This is a genomic window from Paenibacillus illinoisensis NBRC 15959 (assembly GCF_004000925.1).
GTDB classification, from domain to species: domain Bacteria; phylum Bacillota; class Bacilli; order Paenibacillales; family Paenibacillaceae; genus Paenibacillus; species Paenibacillus illinoisensis.
This window is the reverse complement of sequence record NZ_BIME01000019.1, coordinates 36,366-61,719: the sequence shown is the minus strand read 5'-3', so window position 1 is coordinate 61,719 and position 25,354 is coordinate 36,366. Positions and strand designations below refer to the sequence as shown.

25 protein-coding genes are annotated in these 25,354 nt (G+C 45.5%); 23 read left to right on the top strand and 2 right to left on the bottom strand.

Features of this window, described 5'->3' with window-relative positions; translation table 11 throughout:
- Both PIL01S_RS28190 and PIL01S_RS28185 read left to right on the top strand, forming a co-directional pair.
- The coding region (locus tag PIL01S_RS28190; RefSeq protein WP_218029863.1) for a hypothetical protein at nt 1-407 on the top strand (407 nt) is incomplete at its 5' end.
- A 512-nt stretch (nt 408-919) separates the two neighbouring features.
- A complete protein-coding gene (locus PIL01S_RS28185; protein WP_307721012.1) occupies nt 920-2,764 on the top strand; it encodes a helicase-related protein in 1,845 nt (614 codons plus the stop codon).
- Nucleotides 2,765-2,848: 84 nt separating this feature from the next.
- Here PIL01S_RS28185 and PIL01S_RS28180 read toward each other — a convergent pair whose 3' ends face one another.
- Nucleotides 2,849-3,121 carry a hypothetical protein gene (locus PIL01S_RS28180; protein WP_127541045.1) on the bottom strand — a complete coding sequence of 91 codons (273 nt, stop codon included), beginning with the start codon at nt 3,119-3,121 and terminating at the stop codon, nt 2,849-2,851.
- Nucleotides 3,122-3,415: 294 nt separating this feature from the next.
- Here PIL01S_RS28180 and PIL01S_RS28175 point away from each other — a divergent pair, with 294 nt between their 5' ends.
- The 19 genes from PIL01S_RS28175 (at nt 3,416) to PIL01S_RS28085 (ending at nt 21,002) form a co-directional block, all read left to right on the top strand.
- Complete coding sequence (locus PIL01S_RS28175; protein WP_127541043.1) at nt 3,416-3,829, top strand: ComF family protein; 414 nt, start codon at nt 3,416-3,418, stop codon at nt 3,827-3,829.
- Between the two features lie 260 nt (nt 3,830-4,089).
- Nucleotides 4,090-4,497, top strand: coding sequence for a TIGR03826 family flagellar region protein (locus tag PIL01S_RS28170; RefSeq protein WP_095291363.1), 408 nt, complete (start codon nt 4,090-4,092; stop codon nt 4,495-4,497).
- Between the two features lie 151 nt (nt 4,498-4,648).
- Nucleotides 4,649-4,933 (top strand): flagellar biosynthesis anti-sigma factor FlgM, encoded by a 285-nt coding sequence (flgM, locus tag PIL01S_RS28165; protein ID WP_076287615.1) that lies wholly within the window; start codon nt 4,649-4,651, stop codon nt 4,931-4,933.
- Between the two features lie 8 nt (nt 4,934-4,941).
- On the top strand, nt 4,942-5,442 hold the full coding sequence (locus tag PIL01S_RS28160) for a flagellar protein FlgN (RefSeq protein ID WP_127541041.1): 501 nt from the start codon (nt 4,942-4,944) through the stop codon (nt 5,440-5,442).
- A gap of 18 nt (nt 5,443-5,460) precedes the next feature.
- Complete coding sequence (flgK, locus tag PIL01S_RS28155; RefSeq protein WP_127541039.1) at nt 5,461-7,023, top strand: flagellar hook-associated protein FlgK; 1,563 nt, start codon at nt 5,461-5,463, stop codon at nt 7,021-7,023.
- A 23-nt stretch (nt 7,024-7,046) separates the two neighbouring features.
- Nucleotides 7,047-7,955: a flagellar hook-associated protein FlgL gene (gene flgL / locus PIL01S_RS28150; protein ID WP_127541037.1), complete on the top strand. Its 909-nt coding sequence runs from the start codon at nt 7,047-7,049 to the stop codon at nt 7,953-7,955.
- Nucleotides 7,956-8,040: 85 nt separating this feature from the next.
- A complete protein-coding gene (fliW, locus tag PIL01S_RS28145) occupies nt 8,041-8,490 on the top strand; it encodes a flagellar assembly protein FliW (protein WP_127541035.1) in 450 nt (149 codons plus the stop codon).
- Nucleotides 8,490-8,720, top strand: a complete 231-nt coding sequence (gene csrA / locus PIL01S_RS28140) for a carbon storage regulator CsrA (RefSeq protein ID WP_076287620.1) — start codon at nt 8,490-8,492, stop codon at nt 8,718-8,720. The genes fliW and csrA overlap by 1 nt, the downstream gene beginning before the upstream one ends.
- 191 nt (nt 8,721-8,911) lie before the next feature.
- Complete coding sequence (locus PIL01S_RS28135) at nt 8,912-9,682, top strand: flagellin N-terminal helical domain-containing protein (RefSeq protein WP_127541033.1); 771 nt, start codon at nt 8,912-8,914, stop codon at nt 9,680-9,682.
- Nucleotides 9,683-9,864: 182 nt separating this feature from the next.
- Complete coding sequence (locus PIL01S_RS28130; protein WP_127541031.1) at nt 9,865-10,230, top strand: flagellar protein FlaG; 366 nt, start codon at nt 9,865-9,867, stop codon at nt 10,228-10,230.
- Between the two features lie 15 nt (nt 10,231-10,245).
- Nucleotides 10,246-11,715 carry a flagellar filament capping protein FliD gene (gene fliD / locus PIL01S_RS28125; RefSeq protein WP_127541029.1) on the top strand — a complete coding sequence of 490 codons (1,470 nt, stop codon included), beginning with the start codon at nt 10,246-10,248 and terminating at the stop codon, nt 11,713-11,715.
- A 20-nt stretch (nt 11,716-11,735) separates the two neighbouring features.
- Nucleotides 11,736-12,119, top strand: coding sequence for a flagellar export chaperone FliS (gene fliS / locus PIL01S_RS28120; RefSeq protein ID WP_127541027.1), 384 nt, complete (start codon nt 11,736-11,738; stop codon nt 12,117-12,119).
- A gap of 2 nt (nt 12,120-12,121) precedes the next feature.
- Entirely contained in the window at nt 12,122-12,457 is a 336-nt protein-coding gene (locus PIL01S_RS28115) for a hypothetical protein (RefSeq protein WP_127541025.1), read from the top strand.
- A gap of 230 nt (nt 12,458-12,687) precedes the next feature.
- Nucleotides 12,688-13,932, top strand: a complete 1,245-nt coding sequence (gene fliB / locus PIL01S_RS28110; RefSeq protein ID WP_127541023.1) for a flagellin lysine-N-methylase — start codon at nt 12,688-12,690, stop codon at nt 13,930-13,932.
- A 242-nt stretch (nt 13,933-14,174) separates the two neighbouring features.
- A complete protein-coding gene (locus PIL01S_RS28105; RefSeq protein WP_024631599.1) occupies nt 14,175-14,372 on the top strand; it encodes a cold shock domain-containing protein in 198 nt (65 codons plus the stop codon).
- Nucleotides 14,373-14,729: 357 nt separating this feature from the next.
- Nucleotides 14,730-15,293, top strand: coding sequence for a ribosome hibernation-promoting factor, HPF/YfiA family (gene hpf, locus PIL01S_RS28100; protein ID WP_127541020.1), 564 nt, complete (start codon nt 14,730-14,732; stop codon nt 15,291-15,293).
- Between the two features lie 810 nt (nt 15,294-16,103).
- Entirely contained in the window at nt 16,104-18,608 is a 2,505-nt protein-coding gene (secA, locus tag PIL01S_RS28095) for a preprotein translocase subunit SecA (RefSeq protein WP_127541018.1), read from the top strand.
- 247 nt (nt 18,609-18,855) lie between these two features.
- A protein-coding gene (gene prfB, locus PIL01S_RS28090) for a peptide chain release factor 2 (protein ID WP_127541016.1) occupies nt 18,856-19,969 on the top strand; the annotation gives its coding sequence in 2 pieces (ribosomal slippage) (nt 18,856-18,927 and nt 18,929-19,969; 1,113 coding nt in all).
- Between the two features lie 127 nt (nt 19,970-20,096).
- The gene (locus tag PIL01S_RS28085; protein WP_127541014.1) at nt 20,097-21,002 is read left to right on the top strand and encodes a YitT family protein; all 906 of its coding nucleotides are present in this window, start codon (nt 20,097-20,099) and stop codon (nt 21,000-21,002) included.
- Nucleotides 21,003-21,107: 105 nt separating this feature from the next.
- Here the strand turns inward: PIL01S_RS28085 and cls are convergent, their stop codons facing one another.
- Nucleotides 21,108-22,556, bottom strand: a complete 1,449-nt coding sequence (cls, locus tag PIL01S_RS28080) for a cardiolipin synthase (protein ID WP_127541012.1) — start codon at nt 22,554-22,556, stop codon at nt 21,108-21,110.
- Nucleotides 22,557-22,888: 332 nt separating this feature from the next.
- On the opposite strand from cls, the gene argC reads away from it, so the two are divergent.
- Entirely contained in the window at nt 22,889-23,938 is a 1,050-nt protein-coding gene (gene argC / locus PIL01S_RS28075) for an N-acetyl-gamma-glutamyl-phosphate reductase (RefSeq protein ID WP_127541010.1), read from the top strand.
- A 116-nt stretch (nt 23,939-24,054) separates the two neighbouring features.
- A complete protein-coding gene (argJ, locus tag PIL01S_RS28070; RefSeq protein ID WP_127541008.1) occupies nt 24,055-25,293 on the top strand; it encodes a bifunctional glutamate N-acetyltransferase/amino-acid acetyltransferase ArgJ in 1,239 nt (412 codons plus the stop codon).
- Nucleotides 25,294-25,354 lie beyond the last annotated feature (61 nt).

The window sequence follows — 25,354 nt, the reverse complement described above, 5'->3', positions numbered from 1 at the left end:
TGACCTTCCGAGGAGGTGCAGTTGCCATGGTTGCTCATTTGACTATGATTCTGCTCATATACTTCCTGGCGGCAGTGGCCGTTCATGCCATGCACCAGCGTCATCTTTCTCGTCCGGAACCCGAGGGTTACGAGCAGATTTTGCTCATTCCTTCCAATCAGGAACAGCGGATCGAAGGCGTTGTAAGAGCACTTTGCCGGGAGCTGTTTTACCGTGGAAAGAGCTTCACATTGACAGTTGTTGCTGATCGTATGGAATCGGAAACGGTTCGGATTATTGAAAAGCTAATGCGCAAGCAGGGGTTGGAGCCTTCATACCTGGCAGCTGTACCACCCGATATGGAACGTCCAAAACCAAATGGAGATCGTACGTTTCGACTTATTGATCTGCGTGAGCCTGAGCATTAATTTTTATTTAAAGCCTGAATCGAATTGGTTTCCATAGATCCACATGAAGATTACAGCATAGCTGTAATCTTTTTTTGTTCATTGTAGTCAAGTCTGCTGTTAAATTAAAAATGGGTTTTTATGCAATCTATGGTTATTGATTGGATGTTGAACTGCTGAGTTTGATGTAAGAAGCAATTTGAAACCGTACATCTTAACTTAAAAGTATAGACGGTACCGATTGGAAAAAGTTTCGCACTTTATGAGATTGATTTGGGGTATTCGTTAATTTGGTAAAATGGGCCTAAAACATGAATTATAAATTCCTAAAAGCTTGTCCTGCACTGGAGCAATTGATATAGTAAAAAGACAATAAGATAAGACATTGGATGAAATCAGGACATGAAGCACATGCTCCGGCAGAAAGCCGGGTAAGCGTGTGCTTTTTTTTGCGTTCAAATGGAAGTTCAGTTTGAGGAGGAGATGGGATGAGAGTTGCGCTCTATGTGTGCCGAGTCAGGGATAGGTGGAACATGCTATTGTCCTTGGATCTGCGGGTGGATGTCACTTGGTGGTTGGAAGGTGTGAGTGGTCAGCAGGTGCTTAGCTGGTTGTTGTTGGATGAAGCGTTGCCGCTAAGTCAGGCGTCATGGCTGGTTGAACATTTTGAGCCAGAGCGCGGAATGGATCAGTGGAATGAGAGACATTGGCTGGCATATACGCGCCGTAAAGTGGAGGAGTATGACAAGCTGTCGGGAGAACAAGCAGCCAGAAAAGAAGGTGCAGGTTTGGGGGGAGAAGCGGGGATAGCTGCAGCTGAACGTAGGGCTGGGACAAGTGGGATTGCTGCTGCCTTCAGGGGAGCTGGGGTGGGCGGGATGCCTATTGCTTATCCCGCCGAAGGGTGGGCTCAGCTGGAGCAGGGCGCAGCTCTGCTTGCTGAGCGGCTTCGCGGCCGCCAATTGCTGGCGGACACCGTCCCGCAGCTGGCCTCCTGGCGCGCGGCTGCGCAGCTCGCGCGTTTGCACGGGCGGCTGAGCATCACAGCCGCCCTGGAACTGCCCACGCGCCGCCAGCCCGCGTGGCTCAGCGCGCAAGGCGCGCCCCGCTGCCGCCGGTGCGGCAGCGTTGCCAGGCAGCGCGTGCCCTGCGCTGCCTGCGGCCTGGCGGCGTGCGCCTACTGCGAGGCATGCCTCGCATTGGGGCGCAGCCGTGCCTGTGCGCTGCTGCTGCGCAGCACAGCGCCTGCGGCCGTGCGGGGCACGGCCGCTCTTGCCACCGGCGGCGGGCTCGCCCGGTGGGGGCTTAGCGCAGCGCAGAGCGCGGCAGCTACTGCGGCGCTGGCGTATTTGGCCCGGCCTACCTCCGCAGAGGAGGGGCCGGGGCGGTTCTTGCTGTGGGCCGTGACCGGGGCCGGCAAGACCGAGATGATCTTCCCGCTGCTCCAGCATACACTGGAGCGTGGCGGGCGAGCGCTTGTAGCAACGCCGCGTAGAGACGTGGTGTTGGAGCTTGCGCCCCGGCTGGCCAAAGCCTTTCCTGACGTTACGCTGGCCACCTTATACGGAGGCAGTACCGAGCGGTGGAAAGACGCACAGCTCACCCTAGCCACTACGCATCAGTTGATGCGTTTTTACCAAGGATTCGATCTGGTCATCATTGATGAGCTCGACGCCTTTCCCTATCACAATGATCCCATGCTCGCTCATGCCGCGGCAGCTTCCTGCAAGCCGGATGGGAATTTCATATATCTGTCTGCTACCCCGCCAGCCCGGCTGCAAAAAGAAGTATCACAGCGGAAACTTGCTCATGCTAGGGTACCGGTACGCTTTCACCGCTATCCTCTGCCCGTTCCGCAGTTGATCAAGATACCGACTGTTGCTGAATGTATTAAAAAACGGAGCCTTCCCGCTGCCCTGAAGAATAGCATCCAAACCTCCTTGCAGCGTGATGCCCAGGTGTTTGTATTTGTAACGCGCATTGCCCAGATTGAGGCATTTGTTAACCTGATGCGGGGCATATTCCCCAAAATCCATATCCAAGGGACTTCATCCCAAGATACGGACCGGGCAAGTAAAGTCATGTCATTCCGCGAACGAGACATCCGTCTGTTGGTAACGACCACCATTCTGGAGCGGGGAGTGACCATTCCGCGCAGCGATGTATTTATTTTGGATGCAGATAATGGACTCTTCGATGAGGCTTCACTGGTACAGATGGCGGGCAGAGCAGGGCGTTCCATGGATGATCCGGCAGGCAGAGTCGTCTTTGCATCCTCCCGGCGCACCCGTTCTCAGGTCAAGGCAGTGGCACAGATCCGGAAAATGAACACCATTGCACATCGCAAGGGCTACCTGCACGAGCAGAACCAATCTTAAATTCACTCCATTCAAGGAGGTGCTGGCATCATGTTTAATCCGCTTAACAACATATCTGACTTTGTTCACCAACTGACGCATCGCCTACATAACCTGTTTGCTCCACCTGGGGCAACCTGCCTGACCTGTGGCACTCGTGCCGTACTGTCTCCAACCTACCCGGGGATTTGCACACGATGCGCTCAGCAGATCCCATGGATTCGCTCCATCCGCTGTCTGCGTTGTGGTCGTGCTATCGGTTGTCCGGACTGCATCCGCCCACATATGGCCAATCGTTCGTTTATCTGCAACCGCAGTGCCGTCCAATACAATGCTCTTATGAAAGAATGGATCGGCATGTACAAATTCAGGGGCCACGAGCGCTACGCACAGCTGTTAACGTCACTTCTCATTCAAGCCTTTCAAGCCATGAGTGAAGAACTGAGTTTGGTAGCGGCAAAAGAAACCCAAGCTTCCGTGGCTCATCTCGCCACCTCTGCTCTACCTCCGGTGGATGCCAGCATACATCCACCGAATCCGCGCGCGTCAACTTACGCGCGAGTTCAATCGCCTGGCGCACACGCATCAACAGCCGTCCGCGCCAACCCTCAAGCAGCGACACGCCAACCGAAGTCGCTGCTCCCAAGCCCCAAGCCGCGATGGCGGCCTGACGTGGTGACTTACGTCCCCGTCAGCAACGAGCGCCTTGCCGAGCGCGGCTTCAACCAGGCCGAGCGGCTCGCTTCCGGACTCGCCGCAGCCTGCCGTCTACCCGTAGTTGATCTGCTGCAGCGCCGGATCAACACCACGAAGCAGAGCTTCAAGACACGTGGCGAACGGATTGAGACGATGAAGGAAGCTTTTTCAATAAGCCCCGGCATAATGGATACTTTAAGGGACCTATACATAGGCAAAGCAGAATCTAATTCTGCTAGAGAACATTCTTGTCCACTTAAATTGTTATTAATCGATGATATTTACACAACGGGCAGCACCATGGACGCGTGTGGTAAGGTTATTTTAAATGCAGCTGTCACAGGTGACATTCCAGTAGAGATCTATACACTCACATTAGCGCGATCATAGCAATATTTAAGATTACAGGAGAGTTTGAATTTTAGAGATGTAATAGATTATCATGAAATAAAAGAAAAAACCTTTTTCACAATGAGGAAATTATAGGAATTATTCAATTATAGCCATAAAATATTTTCTGAAAATTTGCGTATGTACGCATTCTTGCTCCTCTTGATGCGCAAATAGACTATGGACTTGGTGCGAGAAAATAAGGTAATGTATAGGTATTATCCATCGGAATGAGGAAGTTTGAGAGGGGCGTTTGAGCGATGAATCTGGGTAATTGTCCTCGCTGTGGTAGATTATATGCATTGAATTTTCGGGATGTTTGCTCGAATTGCATTAAGGAAATAGAACAGGAATATCAGACTTGCGTAGATTATTTGCGGGAAAATAAAGGCACTAACATACAGGAACTATCGGATGCAACGGAGATTTCCATCAAGCAGATCACCAAGTTCATCCGGGAGGGACGGATTTCCATCGAAAACGCCCCGAATATGATGTATCCTTGTGAGGTATGTGGAACGCTAATCCGGGAAGGGCATATGTGTGACTCATGCCGTAATCGCTTAACGAAAGACTTGGCTGGGGCAGCACGTGAGGTAGGTCAGAAGGATAATGGCAATATAGGCGGACGAGCCTACAATGCTGTCGACAAACTGCGGGATTCATAGGAACGAGGGCTTAAATGCAGTTCCTGCTATAACAAATGTTTTAGAACGTACCGATAAACTTATTAAAGATTATCGGTTTTTTTTATTATCCGAATTGTTCGCTATGATAAAGATAATGTAAAAATCCAAAGGCGAAGGAAGTGTAGTTCGTATGAAAATCAATGAACCGAATAGAATTGGTGCTATTAACTCCTACCAAAGGAACATTGAATCCAATCAGCAGGCTGACGCTAAGAAAAGCCGCCGTAAGGACGAAGTATCCATTTCTCCGGAGGCGATGAAGATGCTTGAAGATCAAAGTCGTACACAGGATGCAGCACGTACGCAGCGCATTCAGGAATTGAAGGAACAGGTAAATTCGGGAACGTATCAAGTAGACAGCCAGAAGCTCGCTGAGAAGCTCGCTCCATACTTTAAGAACTTCCCTAATCAATAGGAGGACACATGGCAATTGAATCAATAATCGATGTACTTGAACAGCTGCAAGCCGCACATGAGGATATGCTGGTATTGGGAGAACAAAAGAAGGAAGCGGTTGTGGCCAACAAAGTCGAGACACTGATCGCTCTGATCAATCAAGAATCCAAATTGGCTAAAAAAATTGAATTGATCGAGCAGCAGAGACTTCAGGCCGTCCATCAGTTCCTGGAGGAACGTGGCATCAAGTCGAAACTGAATCTAACGATTAGTGAGCTAATGAGACTCGTTTTTGATGCGGCTGAGAAGAAGAAGCTTCTCCAGGCTCAAACCTCATTAACGGATGTGCTGCAAAAGGTGAAGTTTCTGAATGAAGCCAACCAACAGCTGATCAAACAGTCACTATCGTACATCGACTTCTTTATTGAGACAATGTCATTTCATTCTGAATCAGAGGCCACTTATCAGAATCCTTCAGAGAAGCCTTACGGTATGGCTCGCTCCGGACTCTTTGATACTCGGGCTTAATAATGGGGGAAAAACAACATGGCTTCAACATTCCATTCAATTGAAACGGCCAAACGCAGTTTAATTACGCAAACCGCCGCTTTGAACACTACAGGACATAACGTTGCCAATGCAAATACACCGGGTTATTCGCGTCAAGTCGTTAACATGACTGCGGCAGATCCGATTGACGCTGTGGCCTTTTATCGCACGACATCTCCAGGTCAGCTTGGAACAGGGGTTGAGTTTAACTCCATTATGCGTGTGCGTGAATCTTTTCTGGATGGCCAGTTCCGTAATGAAAATACATCACTTGGAGGCTGGACAATCCGGAACAGCACACTGGAAAAGCTCGAGACGATTATGAATGAGCCTTCGGATACGGGGATTCGTACCGTTCTGAATAACTTTTGGAACTCCTGGTCCGATCTTAGCCAAGACCCGCAGGATGTTACTAACCGCAAGATCGTGAAGGAAACAACGTTAGCGCTAACAGATGGTTTGAATCAGATCAGTCTCCAATTGGATGCACTGACTAACGATCTGACCAACAACGTTTCATTAAAAACAACCGAAATTAACTCATATCTGCAGTCCATCGCGGATCTGAATAACAACATTGTAAAAGTGGAGCAGCTTGGGGACAATGCCAATGACTTACGTGACCAACGCGATTATGCAGTAGACCAGCTGTCCAAGATTGCTGGCGTTCAGATAACAGAACTGGATAGCGGCTACCAGGTAACGATTGCAGGCCAAGTAGCCGTTACCGGAGCAGCAGTTGTTCCTGTAACAGCTGATATTTTGGAGAACGCCTATCAAGCGGGAACGCTAACGGGTGGCGAAGTTTACGGAATGATTCACTCCCGTGATCAATATGTGGCAGACTATCGCAACCAGATCGATCAGCTGGCGAATACGCTCGCAACCGGGGATATTGAGATTACCATTCCTGCTGGATCCGTATTGCCTAGCGGTACGGTTTTCAACAACGTGACTTATTCCGATGCCAATAACAATAGAACGCTAACATCTGATTTGAAAGTGACGGTTCAAGGGATTAATGGACTACACAAACTGGGTTATACGCTTAGTGGTAACACACCAACAGCAGGTGGAGACTTCTTTACAACCAAAGATGGCTCAGGAACGATCACGGCTGGGAACATTACCTTAAGTACGGATATTCAGAATGATCCAAATAACATTGCAACTTCGATGCGTACAACGGGAACAGGTACAGGTGAGAGTGTAGTTCTGGGGAATAACAGCTTGGCACTGGCCATGGCTGGATTAAAAGATATAAAATTCGATTTTGGTACTGGACTGTCCAAACCGACTACGGTAGATGATTTTTTTGGCGCAATTGTAGGACAACTTGGTGTCCAGACCCAAGAAGCTAACCGTCAGGCACAAAATGCTCAACTCCTCACGGAGCAGGTTGACTTGAATCGCCAATCCGTAAGTGGCGTATCACTCGATGAAGAGATGAGTAACCTAATCAAATTCCAGCACGCGTATAGTGCAGCTGCCCGATTCATGACTGCCTATGATGAATTGCTAAATAAACTGATTAACAGCACTGGTGTAGTCGGTCGCTAAGAAATAGAGAGGAGTAACCAATAATGGCTATTCGCGTAACCTCAGGGATGATGAGCACTCAGATGCTCAGTAACCTGAACCGCAACCTGAACCGAATGGATAACATGTCCAACCAGATTTCCACTGGGCGCAAAATCAATAAACCTTCTGACGATCCAGTCGGAGTGACTTACGCGCTCCGTTACCGTGCAGAGCTCGCGGCTAATGAGCAGTATCAATCCAATACGGATGCAGCTGTTAGCTGGCTGGATGCGACGGATTCAAATATGCAGCAAGCTTTGGATGTAGTGAAAAGGTTAAAGGAGCTGGCTGTTCAAGGTTCTAATGGTACCCTTCCGGATAACGGACTCGAAGCGGTTAATCTTGAAGTAGAAGAACTGAAGAAGCACCTTGCGGAAATTGGAAACTCCCAAATTCGCGGAAAGTATATCTTTAACGGACAAACTTATGATAAACAGCCTTACGAACTATCCTCTAGTGTAACAGAGTATTATGATGTTGAGACCGATAACCAAGCCGTTATGTATTCGATCAGTGAGCAGGTCAGTTTTCAAATTAACACTTCCGGCTCAGATTTTTTCGGGGGTAAAGGTGAAGCTGACAACATATTTAAAGTTATTGATAATCTTTCGACCGCATTGGCAAGTGGTGATCAGGCTGCTGCACAGCAAGAGTTACAGAATATAGAATCTAGGTCAGTAAAAATGCAATCCAGCTTATCAGAAGTAGGTGCTCGTAGTAACCGAGTTCAATTAGTGCAGAATCGTTTAAGCGATGAAAGCTTGAACTTCACAACTCTTCAATCCAAAATTGAGGACGCTGATGTTGCAAGCTTGATGATTCAGGCTTCGTCCGCACAGACGATTTATGAAGCAGCTCTTAAATCTTCTGCTCAAATCATGCAACCCACACTAATGGACTTTATGAGGTAATATTTGATTTTAATCATAGATACACCGTAAGCTATGGACAGAGAACAGTCCGTAGCTTTTTTTACTAATTAGGAGGGTGAACAAAATGAATCAGGACAATAAAGCTGGTACAACTGAAAAGCAGACCTTAAAAGAAACATATACTTTTGTTAAAGGAATTCCAGGATTTGAAGAACTAAAAACGTTTGATTTGCAGCAGCATGACGAAGTGTTCAGTCTCTTCAGTTCAGTTAAAGAACCGGCAGTAGCCTTTGTAACCGTTAATCCATTTGATTTTCATCCGGAATATGAGTTTGAACTTTCACCTGAAAACGTAGAAGATTTGGGTGTAACAGATCCAGATGACGTAGGAGTTCGATGTATTGTCACACTACACGATGAGATTCGAAACGCAACCGCAAACTTGCTGGCTCCAATTGTTTTCAATAAACAAAAAAAGATAGGCAAACAGATTGTGCTGCAAGATACAGAATACACAACTAAACATGCATTATGGAAAGATGAAGATTCTCTTAGCAAGGATGGTGACATCTAGTGCTGGTACTTACACGGAAAAAGGGTGAATCCATTGTCATTTCAGAAGATATCGTGCTGACGGTGCTATCCGTAGATGGAGAGAATGTGAAAATTGGTATAGCAGCTCCAAGAGATATTGATATCTATCGTAAGGAAGTTCTTGACGCGATTGAACAAAACAATCAAGATGCGGCGATGCATCTGGAAACACTGCAAAAATCGATAGAAGAGTTTGGGAAAAACAAATGATTCTACTCAAAAGTTACTTCAATCCTAAAATGTGAGATAGAAATTAGAAAAAAAGTTGAGATTACTATAAACAAATTATGTCATGCCGTCGATATATATATTAAGGCGGTAATCCTCAGGGCGGCCGACCTGTGAAGACGCTAATACCACATGGATGTGGGCATATAACCATTTCAGGGAGGAAATAAACAATGATTATCAATCACAACGTACCAGCTTTGAACACTCACCGTAACATGACTTTGAATAACACAGCTGCAAGCAAAAACATGGAGAAACTGGCTTCTGGTTTGCGCATCAACCGTGCTGCTGACGATGCTGCTGGTTTGTCCATCTCCGAGTCCATGCGTGGCCAAATTCGTGGTCTGGAGCAAGCACAACGTAATGCTCAAGACGGAATTTCTTTTGTACAAACAGCTGAGGGTGCGATGAACGAAGTATCCTCCATGTTGACTCGTATGAAAGAACTGAATGTTCAAAAAGCGAGCGGAACTTATGGAGCAGAAGATAAAGCTAACATTGATGCAGAGTTGGATGAACTGGGAGGTCAAATCGACCAAATCATGACTACTACGAAATTCAATGGCATGAGTATCACTGGTGGTGCTAATATCATCGTTAGCGACAACGGTACTACAAACATTGCTATTGGTACAATTGATACTACTGATTTCGCAGGTCTAGATAATTCAAAAACTACTACTGATATTGAAACGGCTATCAAATCTGTATCCACTGAACGTGCGAAACTTGGTGCTGTTCAAAACCGTCTGGAGTACACTTCCAACAACTTGGGTACTACTGTTGAGAACTTGACTGCAGCTGAATCCCGTATCCGTGATACAGATATGGCTAAGGAAATGGTTGCTCTGTCCAAGAATAACATCTTGTTGCAAGCTTCCCAATCCATGTTGGCACAAGCAAACTCTGCACCACAAGGCGTTCTTTCCTTGCTTCGTTAAGATATACAATCAACTCAGAGGTCTTGATTTTCAAGGCCTCTTTTTTGTTGCGTTTTGAGGATGAATTTTGGGATTTCTCTATATTAGCCTAAATTAAGTCAAGATTTAACCGATATATATAGTAATTGAAACTACATACCGGCATTTTTAAATCAATTTGGATGATAATAGGAGGATGAAATATGGATACGAAATTATCAACACAATCTTCATTAAATTCTATACTCTCAACTGGCCACTCGTCCGCTTTATCAACTGGATCTTCTTCTGATTTAAAGGAAAACCAGAAGATTAGAACCCCTACAACAGGCAATGCTCCTATGGACCAAGAAAAAATAATTGCTGATCTTCAGAAAGCGATTCGTGCAATTCAAGGGCCTCAGAAGGCATTTGAGATTTCTATGCATGAACAAACTCATACAATTATGATCAAAGTGTTAGATAAGGAAAGTGGGGATTTGATTCGTGAAGTTCCTCCGGAAAAAATTTTGGATCTAGCAGCACGAATGATGGAAATTACGGGATTGATTATTGATGAAAAAATTTAAGGAGGATATCAAACTATGAGACTCACAGGTCTTGCTTCAGGTATGGATATTGATTCAATGGTAGCTAAACTAATGAAAGCCCAAAGGTTACCATTAGACAAGCTTAATCAACAAAAGCAATTGGTTGAATGGAAACGTGACGGTTATAGAGAAATTAGTTCAAAGCTAATTACATTCTCGAATACAAACTTAATGAATTTGAGTCTTAGCAGTTCTACACAAACAAAAAAGGCTGAAGTTAGTGGAACAGCTGGTGTATTATCTGCTTCAGCTACAGGATCCGCGAGTACGGGTTCGCTTGATATTAGTGTACAACAACTAGCTAAGGCGGCGAGTACTGTAAGTACTACTGGTATTGGTAATAAATCAGGATCTACTCTCATTTCCGACATTTCAACCGAAACGAAGATTACGATAAACGATGTTGATATAAACATTGATGCTGCAGATACAATTGATTCCATGGTCGCTAAAATCAACAACAATAAGGATGCTGGAGTGACAGCTGTATATGACCCAACATTGGGTAAGCTTTCATTAACAAACAAAGCCACAGGAGCTGATGCACAACTCAGTTTTAGTGGTGATATTATTGATCAATTCAATTTGGCACCACCAACAGGTGGACAGAATGCTAAATTAACAGTTAATGGAATTTCCATGCAGCAAACATCTAACCGTTTTACATTGAATGGTGTAGAAATTAACTTGACAGGAGTCCATTCTACTGGGCAATCTTCCAAAATTGAAGTGGTACAGGATACTGATAAAATTGTAGATAACGTTAAACAATTTGTGACTGCATATAATGAAATATTGGCAGCACTCAATAGCAAGAGTGATGAAGAAAGGTATTTGAAATATACACCGCTAACTTCGGAACAAAAAGAGGATATGAAAGAAGATGAGATCAAGCTCTGGGAAGATAAAGCCAAGAGCGGGATGTTGAAAAACGATAGTATATTAAGACAAGCAATTTCAGACATGAGATCAGCAATTATCGAGGATATTGATCTTGGTAATGGAAAAAAAATAAATCTTGCCGATCTTGGTATTACTACAGGAACATGGTCTGAAAAAGGGAAGCTGTATTTGGATGAAGATAAATTAAAACAGGCTATTGCTTCAGACCCGGATGTTGTTGCTAATGCATTTAGTTCGGGCAAAATTGGCTCATCCGGAACAAGCCAAAGATATGATGCCACGGACGGCATTTATACAAGGTTGCGGAAGATTTCCTCAACTTCGCTAGAAAGCATGGCCCAAAAAGCGGGAACTTCGAAAACAAATAGTGACTTGAATGCATCATTTCTGGCTACCAGCTTAATGGGAGTAGAACTTAGAAATATTGACAATCGAATTACGACTATGAACAGTCTCATGACAAGGAAGGAATCACAGTACTATAAGCAGTTCACCGCCATGGAAGTGGCAATTAACAAGTATAATAGTATCTCTGGATCACTTACCAGCTTCTTGTCTTGATTATAAGGAGGGCAATATAATTGATTACTTCACCGTATCAAAAGTATCAACAGACGCAAGCGCAGACTGCCTCTAAACCTAAATTACTGATTATGTTATATGATGGAGCCATTCGTTTTGTCAATATAGGGATTGATGGTGTGGATGAGCAGAATATAGAGAAGGCTAACAATAACTTCTGTAAGGCTCAAGCCATTATTAATGAATTAATTGCATCTTTAAACTTTAATTACGCCATTTCTACTGACTTGTTGTCCATATATGAGTATATGTTGAATCGGCTCGTAGAAGCTAATATTAAAAAGAATAAGGATATAGCTATGGAAGTATTGGAGCACCTTTCTGAACTGAGAGAAGCATGGGTAGAGGTGGCCAGATCACCTGGGATGATAGCGGAGGGCTAAACATGAATTTTCAGGAAGTCCTAATTAAATTAGCCTTATTAACTGTTCAAATGGTAGATAGGTTAAGTGAAGTGACGTATGAAGAGTTGGAGAGCTTTACGGGGGAGAGGGAGTTACTTGTTCAGCAACTTCTGTTCCTCCAAGAGAAGCCTACTGAAGAAGAAAAAGAACAGATTGTGTCTATTCTTAGCTACGATTCTCTAATAAAATCTCGGATGGAATTCTTTAAAAATGAAGCTTCTGATTTCCTGGAGAAGCAGGGTGCAATCAAAGCTCAGCAGGTTGCATATCAGACAACTTACATTCCAGACAGCTTATTCATCGATGATAGAAAGTGATAAAGTTAACCGAATTTTCTTTGAAAATTCGGTTTTTTTGTTTTTTACTCTTTAACTGAGTTAATTATCTGAGTCGTGGATGCCGATATTAAACTATGAATAAATCTTTAGATGCTTTGATAAGTTAATCATTTTTATAGAAGAGAAGTCTTAAAAACATTAAATCTCAATTTATTTTATTAATATAAAATAATTAGCAAACAAAATCGTGATTGAGGAGTGGGATAATTATGAATAATTCATCAGCGCTTGTACCGAAATATATGTTAGATTTTAAATGTATTGGAACTGAATGTGAGGATAGTTGCTGTATAGGATGGAAGGTGCAAATTGATAAAACAACCTACACTAATCTTACTAATGTTCCCCAGAAAGCGTTAAGAGAAAGCTTTAGAACAGGTATTGAAAAGGTTGATACCCCTTCAAGAACCAATGAACAGTTTGCAAGAATGAAAATGGATGGTACCACCGGATGTTGTTCCATGTTAGACGAACAAAAGCTATGTACCATACAAGCAACACTTGGAGAGAGATATTTGGCTCCTATTTGTGCCACGTATCCCCGAAATATATTTTGGGTAAATAATGAACAGGAAATCTCGGCGGTGATGTCATGTCCGGAAGCGGCCAGATTAGCATTGTTAAATCCTGAAAAAATGGAGTTTACACATACTGAGGCCATGCTGCAAAAAAATGCTCAATCAAAGGGTAAGGTTATTACTGATCAGCCAAATCCCACATTCATGAATTTTTTCTGGGATATCCGAATTTTTGCTATTGAAATCATTCAAAATCGGAATTACAGTTTCCCACATAGGCTAATCATAATGGGTTTGTTCTGTGAACAACTGCAACGGTTGATCAATCAAAAGCTAGAAAGTGAAAGTGATATTAAAGGTTTGATTGAAAATTTCAAAGAGATGATCAATAATAATGCAGAGTTACAAGACTATGGGACTTTTCCACAAGATCATGAATTTCAATTTATTACGCTAAACAATATTATTTCTAAAAATCTTGGGAACATAGGCTCTAATGCAAGATTTGCGTCTTGTGTGCAAGATTATTTGGACGGATTAGAAGAGCACAAGGCTGCAACTGAGAAAAAAGATCTGATTGATTTTTATCAAGATGGTTATTCATCCTATTATAAACCCTTCATGGATGAACATGAGTATATTTTTGAAAATTACGCTGTTAACTTTATTTATTCACATTTGTTCCCTAAAAGTGAAAGTAGAGACATCTTTAAGGTCTATATTATATTGGTAAGTCATTATGTACTGCTAAAGCTTCTTCTTATCGGCATGTCGATAAAACATAAAGGTTTGACCACAGATATAGTTTTAAAGTTAATTCAGTCGTTTACTAAGACATCTGAACACACAAATGTATATGTGAAAAATATTATTGAGTTCCTTACAGAGAAGCAATATTCCTCTATGGGCCATTTAAGTTTACTGATCAAGAATTGATTAACCCCTCTTTCTATAAGTGAATGTCTGAAAAGGTGGATAATTTATGGTTTTGAGTGAGCACAATATAATAAAAGCTGCAAAGATTAAGAGATTATTCAACAATTATCTACAAAATAATACCAATAAAACATTTTCTTTACCAATTGACAATGGATAAGTCTGGATGGTATAGTCTGAATTGTGGGCTAAGGTCTTGGCCAGAGCTTCACTTCATTTGATGACGAAGGGAATGTTAGTGCATGCAAGGTAAAGTAAAATGGTTCAACGCAGAAAAAGGTTACGGTTTCATCGAGACTGAAGATGGCGGCGACGTATTCGTACACTTCTCCGCAATTCAATCCGAAGGCTTCAAAACTTTGGAAGAAGGTCAATCCGTAGAATTCGACATCGTCGAAGGCGCACGTGGACCTCAAGCCGCTAACGTAATCAAATTATAATCATCCGGACAATCCGACCTACATATATGGTTAGATGGTTACCAATTGAATTATCGCTAGCAATAGACTCCGGTTTTCCGGGGTCTTTTTTTGTTTTTCTAATAGATTCATTTTAAGATATTACATAATAGATTGAGGAATGAGGAAAACGGTTAATTACATCATCAAGCGCCTAATATTAAAATCTTGTAAATACGAGATTTCGCCTAAATATGATGAAATATCGCGAAATATGGCGTTACACGTAGGTGGGCAGATGTGACTTGAACAGATGTCATGATTCGGTCACCGGGAGTTTTTACATGGCGCTTACATTCGTGTTATAATGAAGTGGCAAAGGAAAAGGAGGAGTGCCCTATGAATTTAAGTATTCGAGGTCAACAAATCGAGGTTACCGATGCTTTGAAAGATTATGTCGACAAAAAGTTGAGTAGACTCGAGAAGTATTTCGATGCACCCCTTAACTCTGACGGTGCTGTTACATTGAGCACGACGAGAGGCTTGCATACGGTTGAGGTGACGATCCCTTTGAAAGGCATTGTGCTCCGCGCTGAAGATGAGAGCGACGATATGTACGCTTCCATTGATGCTGTGGTGGACAAGTTGGAACGTCAGATCCGTAAACACAAAACGAAAGTTAACCGGAAGTTCCGCCAGGAAGGCAGCTTGAAAACCCTCTTCGTTGAAGATCCGACAGGTACAGTAGCTACTGCTGAACTGGATATGGATACAGAGGACGATGATCTGGAAGTGGTACGGACCAAGCGGTTTATGTTGAAACCGATGGACGTGGAAGAGGCAATCCTCCAAATGAACATGGTCGGCCACAATTTCTTCGTATTCTCCAACATTGAGAATGAAGAGGTCAGCGTCGTGTACAAACGGAACGATGGGAAATATGGTTTAATCGAGCAAGGTTAATCACCTATGTACGATGACGCTGAATGACCCATTAAAGGTTAAAATGAGTACTTACGAAAATTGGACTACAGGAGGACATCTTAGTATCCTGTATGATTAAATGAACAAACTAACAAGAGCCTCTGTCCCATACGGGATGGGGCTCTTTTCTGCATGGACGCAGCCGGGAAAATTGTGCAATTAAGTTTATGAAACTATTTCCCATGCAGCTGCGTCTAATAGAGAGTAGGAAGCAGGAGTGCTGCCCACTAAAAAGTTGAACTTTTACACTCTTAATGTGTAAATAATGGAGTTTTATGATAGACTCAGTAAACTGAGAAAAGGTTCCAATTTTACCACGAACATTTTCTTGAACTAACCATATGATCTGAAAATATAGCAGCGAAAAGAAAGGCTTCCGCTAACGGCTATGATTTTTTGCACTTAAACGTGTACGAAGAGGCTCCAGAAGTTCCAAGAAGTATGCCTCGGCGTGTTGCGGCGACCCTTACAAACTGTTACAATTTATGCAAGAGAATCATTGTCCTGATGAGGAATTGTCAACGAATGATCGCTAATCATAATCAATGACAGGCACAGCACCATGAACATGATTCGTAAGGTTTGGAATTGCCCTTATTATGCAAGGAGCGAGTCCGTGAATATCGAATCAGCTTCATGAGTAACCCTGGTCAAGCCTGGAGTTGATTCATCCATATTAATGTTTTATATCGTTTGTCACCCCCGGGCAAGTGGATGCACATATCCATCCGATGGTGTCGCATGGCGGCAGCAGGGGGTCTATTCTGTTTTGCACGAAAGGGGTATACCATGCTAGGACTTGTCAAAAAGATCTTCGGCGACATGAACGAACGTGATGTTAAACGTCTGATGAAGACGGTCGATGTGATCAATAAACTGGAACCACAATTTCAGGCATTGTCTGATGAGCAACTGAAATCCAAAACCGAGGAATTCCGTGCCCGTATCGAAAAAGGGGAAACAACGGACGAGCTTCTACCGGAAGCATTTGCAACGGTACGTGAAGCATCCCGCCGTGTTCTGGGCAAACGTCATTATGACGTACAGATGCTTGGTGGTATTGCTTTGCATGAGGGTCGCATCTCCGAGATGAAAACGGGTGAAGGTAAAACCCTCGTGGGAACTCTCCCGGTTTACCTGAATGCATTGATGTCCAAAGGGGTACACGTCGTTACCGTCAATGACTATTTGGCACAGCGTGACAGTCAGGAAATGGGACAGATCTACGAATTCCTGGGCATGACGGTAGGGGTTAACCTGAGCGGCATGGACCATGCGCTGAAACAGCATGCATATGCTTGTGATATTACGTACGGAACGAACAATGAATTCGGGTTTGACTATCTGCGTGACAACATGGTGCTCTACAAAGAGCAAATGGTACAACGTCCGCTGTTCTTCTGTATCATTGACGAGGTGGATTCCATCTTGGTCGATGAGGCGCGTACGCCTCTGATCATTTCTGGACAAGCACAGAAGTCTACGGATATGTATTATGCAGCAGACCGTTTCGTGAAACGTCTGACGCCGGAAGAAGACTTTACAGTTGATATCAAAGTGAAATCCGTAGCCTTGACTGAAGGCGGTGTGGCTAAGGCGGAAAAGGCATTTGGCATTGAGAACTTGTATGATCACGCCAATGTTACGCTTAACCATCACATCGTACAGGCACTGAAGGCGAATGTAATCATGCGTCGTGACGTCGACTACGTAGTCAGCGAAGAAGAAGTCATGATCGTCGATGAGTTCACAGGCCGTCTGATGGCTGGTCGTCGTTATAGTGACGGGTTGCACCAGGCGATTGAAGCGAAGGAAGGCATCGAGGTACAGAACGAGAGCATGACGCTCGCTACAATTACATTCCAGAACTACTTCCGGATGTACCGCAAGCTTGCGGGGATGACGGGTACCGCGAAAACCGAGGAAGAAGAGTTTAAGAAAATCTACGGCCTCGAAGTATTGCAGATTCCTACCAACCGTCCGAACAAACGGAATGACATGGCAGATGTCGTATATAAGAGCATCGATGGCAAGTTCAAAGCTGTAGTTGAAGAGATCGTAGAACGCCACAGCAAAAACCAGCCGGTTTTGGTCGGTACAGTATCGATCGAGAACTCCGAGCGTCTCTCCGATATGCTGAAACGCCGTGGTGTGAAACATCAGGTACTGAATGCCAAGTACCATGCCGAAGAAGCAGAAATTATCTCTGGAGCTGGTCAAGCAGGTGCGGTTACGATCGCAACCAACATGGCTGGACGGGGTACGGATATTATCTTGGGTGAGGGCGTAGCCGAAGTGGGCGGTCTTCATATCATCGGTACAGAGCGTCACGAATCACGCCGGATCGATAACCAGCTGCGTGGACGTGCAGGACGTCAGGGTGACCCGGGTTCTACACAGTTCTATCTGTCACTTGGTGATGAGCTGATGAGACGTTTCGGTGCAGACAATGTCCTTAACATGATGGAGCGTCTTGGCTTTGAAGAGGACCAACCGATTGAGAGCCGGATGATCACCCGTGCAGTTGAGTCCGCACAGAAGCGTGTTGAAGGAAACAACTTTGACGTACGTAAAGTCGTTCTTCAATATGATGATGTCATGAACCAACAGCGTGAAATTATTTATAAACAGCGCCGCGAAGTGCTTGAATCCGAAAATATCAAACAGATCGTTATGGATATGATCAAACCTTCCATTGAACGCATCGTTGAAGCACACTGCAGTGACGATATTCCAGAGAACTGGGAACTGCAGGAAGTGGCTGACTACATGAACAGCAAATTGCTGGACGATGGTGCGATCACCAAAGACGATCTGTGGGGCAAGGAAGCCGAAGAGATCATCGAGTACCTGTTTGATAAAGTGCAGAAGAAGTACAATGCACGTGAAGAGCGTATCGGTGAAGAGATGGTTCGTGAGTTTGAGAAAGTCGTTGTGCTTCGTGCAGTCGACAGCAAATGGATGGACCACATCGATGCGATGGATCAACTGCGTCAAGGTATCCACCTTCGTGCATACGGCGGTACAGATCCACTGCGTGAGTACCAATTTGAAGGCTTCGAAATGTTCCATCAGATGATTGCTTCGATTCAGGAAGAGGTAGCAACTTATGTGATGAGAGCTCAAATTGAGAGCAATCAGGAACGTCAAGCGGTAGTGGAAGAGAGCCAAATCTCGACTAGCGGAGAACCTGCTGAGAAGCGTCCGGTAAAAGTCTCCGACCAAATCGGCCGCAACGATCCTTGTCCATGCGGCAGCGGCAAAAAGTATAAACACTGCCACGGCCAAGAATAGTTAAACGATATTCGTTTACACCCTATAGAATACATGAACGGCTCCTTGCAGCCGGGCATTTCAAATGATCAAATGAAGGATGCATAACCGGTGATTAGTGCATAGTTATAACTATGCAGTCATGATCCAGGTGAAGAGGATTGCTGCTATAATGGTAATCTGGACACCGAGGTGAAGCATCTGACACCCGATCTGGAGAAGTGCCCGGTTTGCGGGGAGCTTATCTTAATGAAAAGAGGAATTGCACATGATTGATCCAAGCGTGAAGCAGGACCTGCGTGAAATAGGCAAGAAACTAACAAACCTTAGGGGGTCTCTTTGACTTAGATCTCAAACAGGAAATGATTGAAAACTTTGAAGAGAAGATGTCTGCTCCCGATTTCTGGGATGATAATGAGAAGGCACAATCGGTTATTGCCGAGATGAACGCGGTGAAGGGATCGGTTGATCAATATGCCAAACTCCAACAGGACTATGACGATGCCCTAATGATGGTTGAGCTGGCGGATGAAGAAGGCGACGAAGACCTGGCTGCCGAGGTTGCCAGCAGCGTTACAGCCATCGTAGGCAAGCTGGAAGAGTTTGAACTTCAGCTTCTGCTGAATCAACCTTACGATAAAATGAATGCCATTCTCGAGCTTCATCCGGGTGCAGGCGGTACGGAGTCGCAGGACTGGGGCCAAATGCTGCTCCGGATGTACACTCGCTGGGCCGAGAAACGCGGCTTCAAGGTAGAGGTGCTCGATTATCTGCCAGGTGATGAAGCAGGGATTAAAAGTGTTACGTTGTCCATCAAGGGACACAATGCTTATGGTTATCTGAAAGCAGAGAAGGGTGTCCATCGATTGGTGCGGATCTCTCCTTTTGACTCTTCGGGCCGCAGACACACATCCTTCGTATCCTGTGACGTTGTTCCAGAGATCGACGATACGGTGGAAGTAGACATCCGGACAGAGGATCTGAAGATTGATACGTACCGTGCGAGTGGTGCGGGTGGACAGCACATCAATACCACCGACTCTGCCGTACGGATCACACACATTCCTACCGGAGTCGTAGTAACGTGTCAGAACGAACGTTCACAGATCAAGAACCGTGAGCGCGCGATGACGATGCTTCGTTCCAAATTGTATGAGCGTAAAATTGAAGAACAAAAACAACAGCTGGATGAAATCCGAGGAGATCAGTCGGATATTTCATGGGGAAGCCAGATTCGCTCCTATGTATTCCATCCCTATAGTATGGTAAAGGATCACCGTACGAGCGTAGAGACAGGGAATACAGGTGCAGTCATGGACGGCGACCTCGATGCATTCATCGACGGTTATTTGCGCAGCCAGATTAAAGTAGAAACCGAGTAATCAAAGTTCCTGTATGGACCGGATACGTGTAGGCGTATGCTGGTGTATACAGGGGCTTTTTTTTGAGCCCAAATAGGGAAGAGAACACAGCAACTTATCAGTCATATAAAAGGAGAACACGACAACCATGCAAGAGCATCAGCATTTCGTTCCAAACCGCAAAAAGAGGTTAGCCACCCTTATCCCTCTGAATGGACCCTGGAGAAACGTAGTGGATACGGCATCCATTATTATTGGTTCGTTTCTCATTGCGGTAGCCTTTAACTTATTTTTATTACCTAATCAGATCGCTTCAGGTGGAGTATCCGGGCTGTCTATTCTCGGAAAGGAATGGCTGGGGCTCGAACCCGCATACACGCAGTGGGCCATCAATATTCCACTTCTCATCGCAGGTTTTCTGCTTATTGGTAAACAGTACGGGATCCGTTCGGTACTCGGCAGTATTGTGCTGCCACTGTTTGTTTATCTGACGAAAGACTGGGCCATTCCCACGACGAATCCTTTGCTCGGATCTCTGTATGGAGGTATTGGTGTGGGGCTCGGCATCGGTATTGTATATCGGGGAAGAGGTTCAACAGGTGGGATGAGTATCCTCGCCAGAATCGTACAGAAATACAGTGGACTTAGTTACTCTCTTTGCGTTGTGATCATGGATGCTACCGTTATTATTATGGCTGCGTTTGTATTGTCGTTGGAACAGTCACTTTATGCACTGATTGGGCTATACGTTACCGGAAAAGTCATTGATGCCGTGGAGATGGGACTTGGCTACTCGAAGGTTGCATACATTATCTCCAACACAACGGAACCAATCACCAAAGTCATCCTTGCCGATCTGGATCGTGGATTAACGAAGCTGGAGGCAAAGGGTGGCTACACGGACGACCAGCGTACCGTATTGATGGTCGTGGTTGGGCAAAATGAGGTGCCGAGACTCAAAGCACTGATCCGGTCCGTGGACCCGCAGGCTTTTGTTATTATCAGTAATGCGCACGAAGTACTCGGCGAAGGCTTTAAGCGAGACGAGGCATAATTTCAGCGCTTATTAAAGAGCAAAATATAAAATAAAAAGCAGGGATGTCCATTCCAGCCAATATGGCGGAGGATGTCCCTGCTTTTTACGTTTTGAATTACCCTGTTACAAAATTGGAGACAGTAAGCGGGAGATCGCTTCTTTAAAACGAATCTTCAGGCTGCGCTTGTTGTACTCCTCCTGCGTCATTTCGCGGGATACCTTAAGGTCATGTTCGAAGGTGTCGACCAGTGCAGTGGCGATGACCTCATCATACATAAAGGCATTCACCTCAAAGTTCAACCTGAAACTGCGATAATCAATATTGGCCGTACCCACCGATGCGACCATGCTGTCAATAATGAGCGTTTTGGCATGGATAAAGCCATTATCGTATATAAATACTTTTGCTCCGACTTTTAACAGCTCACCAATGTAAGACAGCGTTGCCCAATATACGAAGGCGTGATCCGGTTTATTGGGAATCATAATGCGCACATCAATACCTGACAGGCACGCAAGACGTATAGCTTCGAATACACTGGCATCCGGGATAAAGTAAGGCGTCTGAATCATGATCGAATGCTTGGCTCCATTAATCATCTTCAGATAACTATTCTTGATGTGCTCCGTCTCTGCATCCGGTCCGCTGGACACAATCTGCATCGCCGTCGTTCCTGTACCCTCAATATGCGGGAAATGTTCAGGAACATAGGGGGTGTCATGCTGCTTGGATGCCTCGTTCCAATCGAGAAGGAAGCGCGTCTGAAGCGCATGAACGGCATTTCCCTGAATCCGCAGATGGGTGTCACGCCAATAACCAAACTTGGAATTCAATCCAAGATACTCATCACCCACATTAAATCCGCCAGTATAGCCGAGGTTACCGTCAATGATGACGATTTTACGGTGGTTGCGGTAGTTCATGCGCAGGTTGATCAGACTGAATTTCGATGGGAAAAAGACTTCCACCAAACCGCCTGCTTCGCGCAATTCTTTGAAAAAGCGATTTGACACCCGCCGCGATCCAAGCGCGTCATACAGCAGACGAACCTTGATGCCTTCCCGCGCTTTGCGGATCAGGGCATCCCGAATGCGTTTACCCAGCCGGTCGCCCCGGTAAATGTAATATTGCACGTGAACATGATCCTGCGCTGCTTCAATATCATCGAGTAAACGCTGGAATTTGTCCGTTCCATCCGTGATGATCTCTACAGCATTGTCTTCCGTAAGGAGAGCGCCGTTCTGTTTCAGATTCATATAGATCATGTCCTGGCTGCTTTCGGTGGCTCTGTTGTTGAATGGCGTCCGATTGTCATGCAGCTGTTCGAGTTGTGCGGCGATGCGTTCCTCCAGACCAAGCTTCTTTCTCTCTTTCCATTGGAACAGCCGGTAGCGGGTCAGATTCTGACCTGTTAGTAGATAAAGTACAAACCCAAGCACAGGAATAAAGTTCAGGACGAGCAGCCAAGCCCAGGATGCACTGGCATCCTTGCGTTCGAAGAACACGACTGCTGCAGCGAAGATAATATTCAGGCCCAGGAGTACCATAAGTAAAATGGATTCGATATGCACTGTAGTCCCCCATGTCTCGTAATGACCAACGTGAATCCATTCATAAACCCTTCCTCGTGTAGAATTTGTTATGAATAAGACCTTGGTATGTAATGTTTCCTATAAAACGTATTTTAGCAGAAGTATTCGGGTTCGTCCGCAGATATTGGAAAGATATGTTCGGATTTGATAAGAATCCATGTGAAATTGATGGTAGAGTGTTGTATTTATATAACTAGAGTCGTATAATAATACACAAATATGCATAGAAGCGACGGAATTACCGTGTGAGGGCCGTTTGAGGGCGTGAGCATCGTATAAGTATCGCATACAACAGGATTGGGGGAGCGAGAGTGAGTAACAAATTGAGAGTGGCAATTGTCGGTTCCACCGGCTACGGCGGGGTGGAGCTGATTCGTTTTTTTCAGAACCATCCACAGGTTGAAATCACTTCGGTGATCTCTTCATCCAGCAGCGGCGAGTCTATTGCAGACGGATTTCCGCATTTGACGGATGTGATTCGCAGGCCACTGGATGGCGTAGTTCCAGCTGAGATTGCAGAACGTGCAGATCTGGTATTCACAGCTACCCCATCCGGAGTAAGCGCAAAGCTCGTTCCAAGCCTGCTCGAAGCAGGGCTGAAGGTGATCGATCTGTCTGGGGACTTCAGATTGAAGGATGGAACCGTGTATGAACAGTGGTATAAACACCCGGCTCCGCCGAGTGATCTGCTGGAACAGGCTGTATACGGGATGGCCGAAGTGTACGGGGACGAAGTAAAAGGCAAAAACTTTATTTCCAACCCGGGCTGTTATCCTACAGCTACCCTTCTTGGACTTGTTCCTGCAGTGGAAGCAGGATGGATCGATCCATCCACGATTATCATTGATGCCAAATCCGGCGTATCCGGTGCTGGACGGGGAACGAGTCTGACGAACCATTATGCAGAGATGAACGAGAATTTTAAAGCCTATAAACTCAACAAGCATCAACATATACCTGAGATTGAGCAAGTGCTCGGTAACATTACCGGAAGTCCGGTAACGGTGACGTTTACGACGCAGCTGGTGCCAATGACACGTGGGATCATGAGTACGATGTACGCAAGCCTGGTGGGGGATCACAGTGATCGGGACTTGGTGGACCTATACCGTAAGTATTATGAGAATCGACCTTTTGTGAGGGTACGTGAACCCGGAATCTGGCCTTCGACCAAAGAAGTGCAAGGATCGAACTACTGTGATATCGGATTTGCAGTTGATCCAAGAACCGGACGTTTAACAATCATATCGGTCATCGACAACCTGGTGAAAGGTGCTTCCGGGCAAGCAATTCAAAATATGAACCTGATGATGGGATGGGAGGAAAACCTCGGGCTGAACATGACGCCGGTATATCCGTAAGGAAGGGGATCGGGAGAGCAGACTGCTGCACTTCCGGAACCATTCAGGAGACCATCGGAATCGGGATTAGCAAGCGGTTAATCGGCATGCGGCCGAACGCACACGAGGGATAACATATGGGAACAAATGTGAAGCAACAGGCTTACACCGTAGTGGAAAACGGAACGATTGTAACCCCGCGCGGGTTCGCTGCTGGCGGACTTCATTGCGGATTGAAAAAAACATCACGCAACGATATCGGAGCGATCCGTTGTGAAGTGCCAGCCACGGCAGCGGCCGTGTATACGACGAACGTATTCCAGGCTGCGCCGCTGAAGGTAACCCGCGAGAGCTTGAGCAATGGACGCCTTCAGGCCGTGGTTGTTAACAGTGGTAATGCCAATGCATGTACTGGGCAGCAGGGAGAAAAGGATGCGTATGCGATGCGTTCGGCAGCAGCACGTGAACTTGGCGTAGCTGAAGAGGATGTTGCAGTGGCATCGACTGGTGTGATCGGTGAGTTGTTGAAAATGGACGCAGTACATTCGGGCATCAGCGCATTGCCGGCAAGTTTGGGGCAGAATGCACATGAAGCGGAACAATTTTCTCAAGCGATCCTGACGACCGATTTGGTGAAAAAGGAAGCCTGCGTATCTGTCGTTGTAAACGGCAAGAATGTTACGATTGCAGGTGCAGCCAAGGGATCAGGCATGATTCATCCCAACATGGCGACGATGCTCGCATTTATGACGAGTGATGCGGTTATTGGAGCAGAAGCACTGCACAGTTTGCTGCGTCAGGCGACAAACCATACGTTTAACATGATCACCGTAGATGGAGATACGAGCACGAACGACATGCTGGTTGCAATGTCCAGTGGGATGGCGGGGAACGAAGAATTGACCACGGACCATCCGGACTGGGAAGCTTTTGCTGCAGGATTCACTTATGTGTGTGAAGTGCTGGCCAAAGCGATTGCACGTGATGGTGAAGGGGCAACGAAGCTGGTCGAGGTGCAGGTTACGGGTGGAGTGAGTGATGAATCGGCACAGGCCATTGCCAAAACGGTTATCGGCTCCAGCCTAGTGAAGTCAGCGATGTTCGGTGCGGATGCGAACTGGGGACGGATTATTGCAGCCGTAGGGCGTGCAGGACAGCCGGTGAACCCGGACACCGTAGATATCCGTTTGGGAGATATCTCGGTACTTGAGCAGTCCCGCCCAGTTGTGTTTGACGAAGAGGCAGCACTAGCCTACTTGCAAACTGATACGGTTCGCATTGTGGTGGATCTGCACCACGGCGAAGGAACGGCTACAGCATGGGGCTGCGACCTGACCTATGACTATGTACGAATCAACGCGGCATACCGCACTTAATACGCCTTTCATCTTATACGAAATATAACTACATTTACACGATAACGGAGAGAGCGGGACC

Bases quoted from the DNA above. Each gene is read 5' to 3' on its own strand.
- PIL01S_RS28185 (WP_307721012.1), top strand. From the start codon at position 920: ATGCTATTGTCCTTGGATCTGCGGGTGGATGTCACTTGGTGGTTGGAA.
- PIL01S_RS28170 (WP_095291363.1), top strand. From the start codon at position 4,090: ATGAATCTGGGTAATTGTCCTCGCTGTGGTAGATTATATGCATTGAAT.
- flgM (WP_076287615.1), top strand. From the start codon at position 4,649: ATGAAAATCAATGAACCGAATAGAATTGGTGCTATTAACTCCTACCAA.
- PIL01S_RS28160 (WP_127541041.1), top strand. From the start codon at position 4,942: ATGGCAATTGAATCAATAATCGATGTACTTGAACAGCTGCAAGCCGCA.
- flgK (WP_127541039.1), top strand. From the start codon at position 5,461: ATGGCTTCAACATTCCATTCAATTGAAACGGCCAAACGCAGTTTAATT.
- flgL (WP_127541037.1), top strand. From the start codon at position 7,047: ATGGCTATTCGCGTAACCTCAGGGATGATGAGCACTCAGATGCTCAGT.
- fliW (WP_127541035.1), top strand. From the start codon at position 8,041: ATGAATCAGGACAATAAAGCTGGTACAACTGAAAAGCAGACCTTAAAA.
- PIL01S_RS28135 (WP_127541033.1), top strand. From the start codon at position 8,912: ATGATTATCAATCACAACGTACCAGCTTTGAACACTCACCGTAACATG.
- PIL01S_RS28130 (WP_127541031.1), top strand. From the start codon at position 9,865: ATGGATACGAAATTATCAACACAATCTTCATTAAATTCTATACTCTCA.
- fliD (WP_127541029.1), top strand. From the start codon at position 10,246: ATGAGACTCACAGGTCTTGCTTCAGGTATGGATATTGATTCAATGGTA.
- PIL01S_RS28115 (WP_127541025.1), top strand. From the start codon at position 12,122: ATGAATTTTCAGGAAGTCCTAATTAAATTAGCCTTATTAACTGTTCAA.
- fliB (WP_127541023.1), top strand. From the start codon at position 12,688: ATGAATAATTCATCAGCGCTTGTACCGAAATATATGTTAGATTTTAAA.
- PIL01S_RS28105 (WP_024631599.1), top strand. From the start codon at position 14,175: ATGCAAGGTAAAGTAAAATGGTTCAACGCAGAAAAAGGTTACGGTTTC.
- hpf (WP_127541020.1), top strand. From the start codon at position 14,730: ATGAATTTAAGTATTCGAGGTCAACAAATCGAGGTTACCGATGCTTTG.
- secA (WP_127541018.1), top strand. From the start codon at position 16,104: ATGCTAGGACTTGTCAAAAAGATCTTCGGCGACATGAACGAACGTGAT.
- PIL01S_RS28085 (WP_127541014.1), top strand. From the start codon at position 20,097: ATGCAAGAGCATCAGCATTTCGTTCCAAACCGCAAAAAGAGGTTAGCC.
- argJ (WP_127541008.1), top strand. From the start codon at position 24,055: ATGGGAACAAATGTGAAGCAACAGGCTTACACCGTAGTGGAAAACGGA.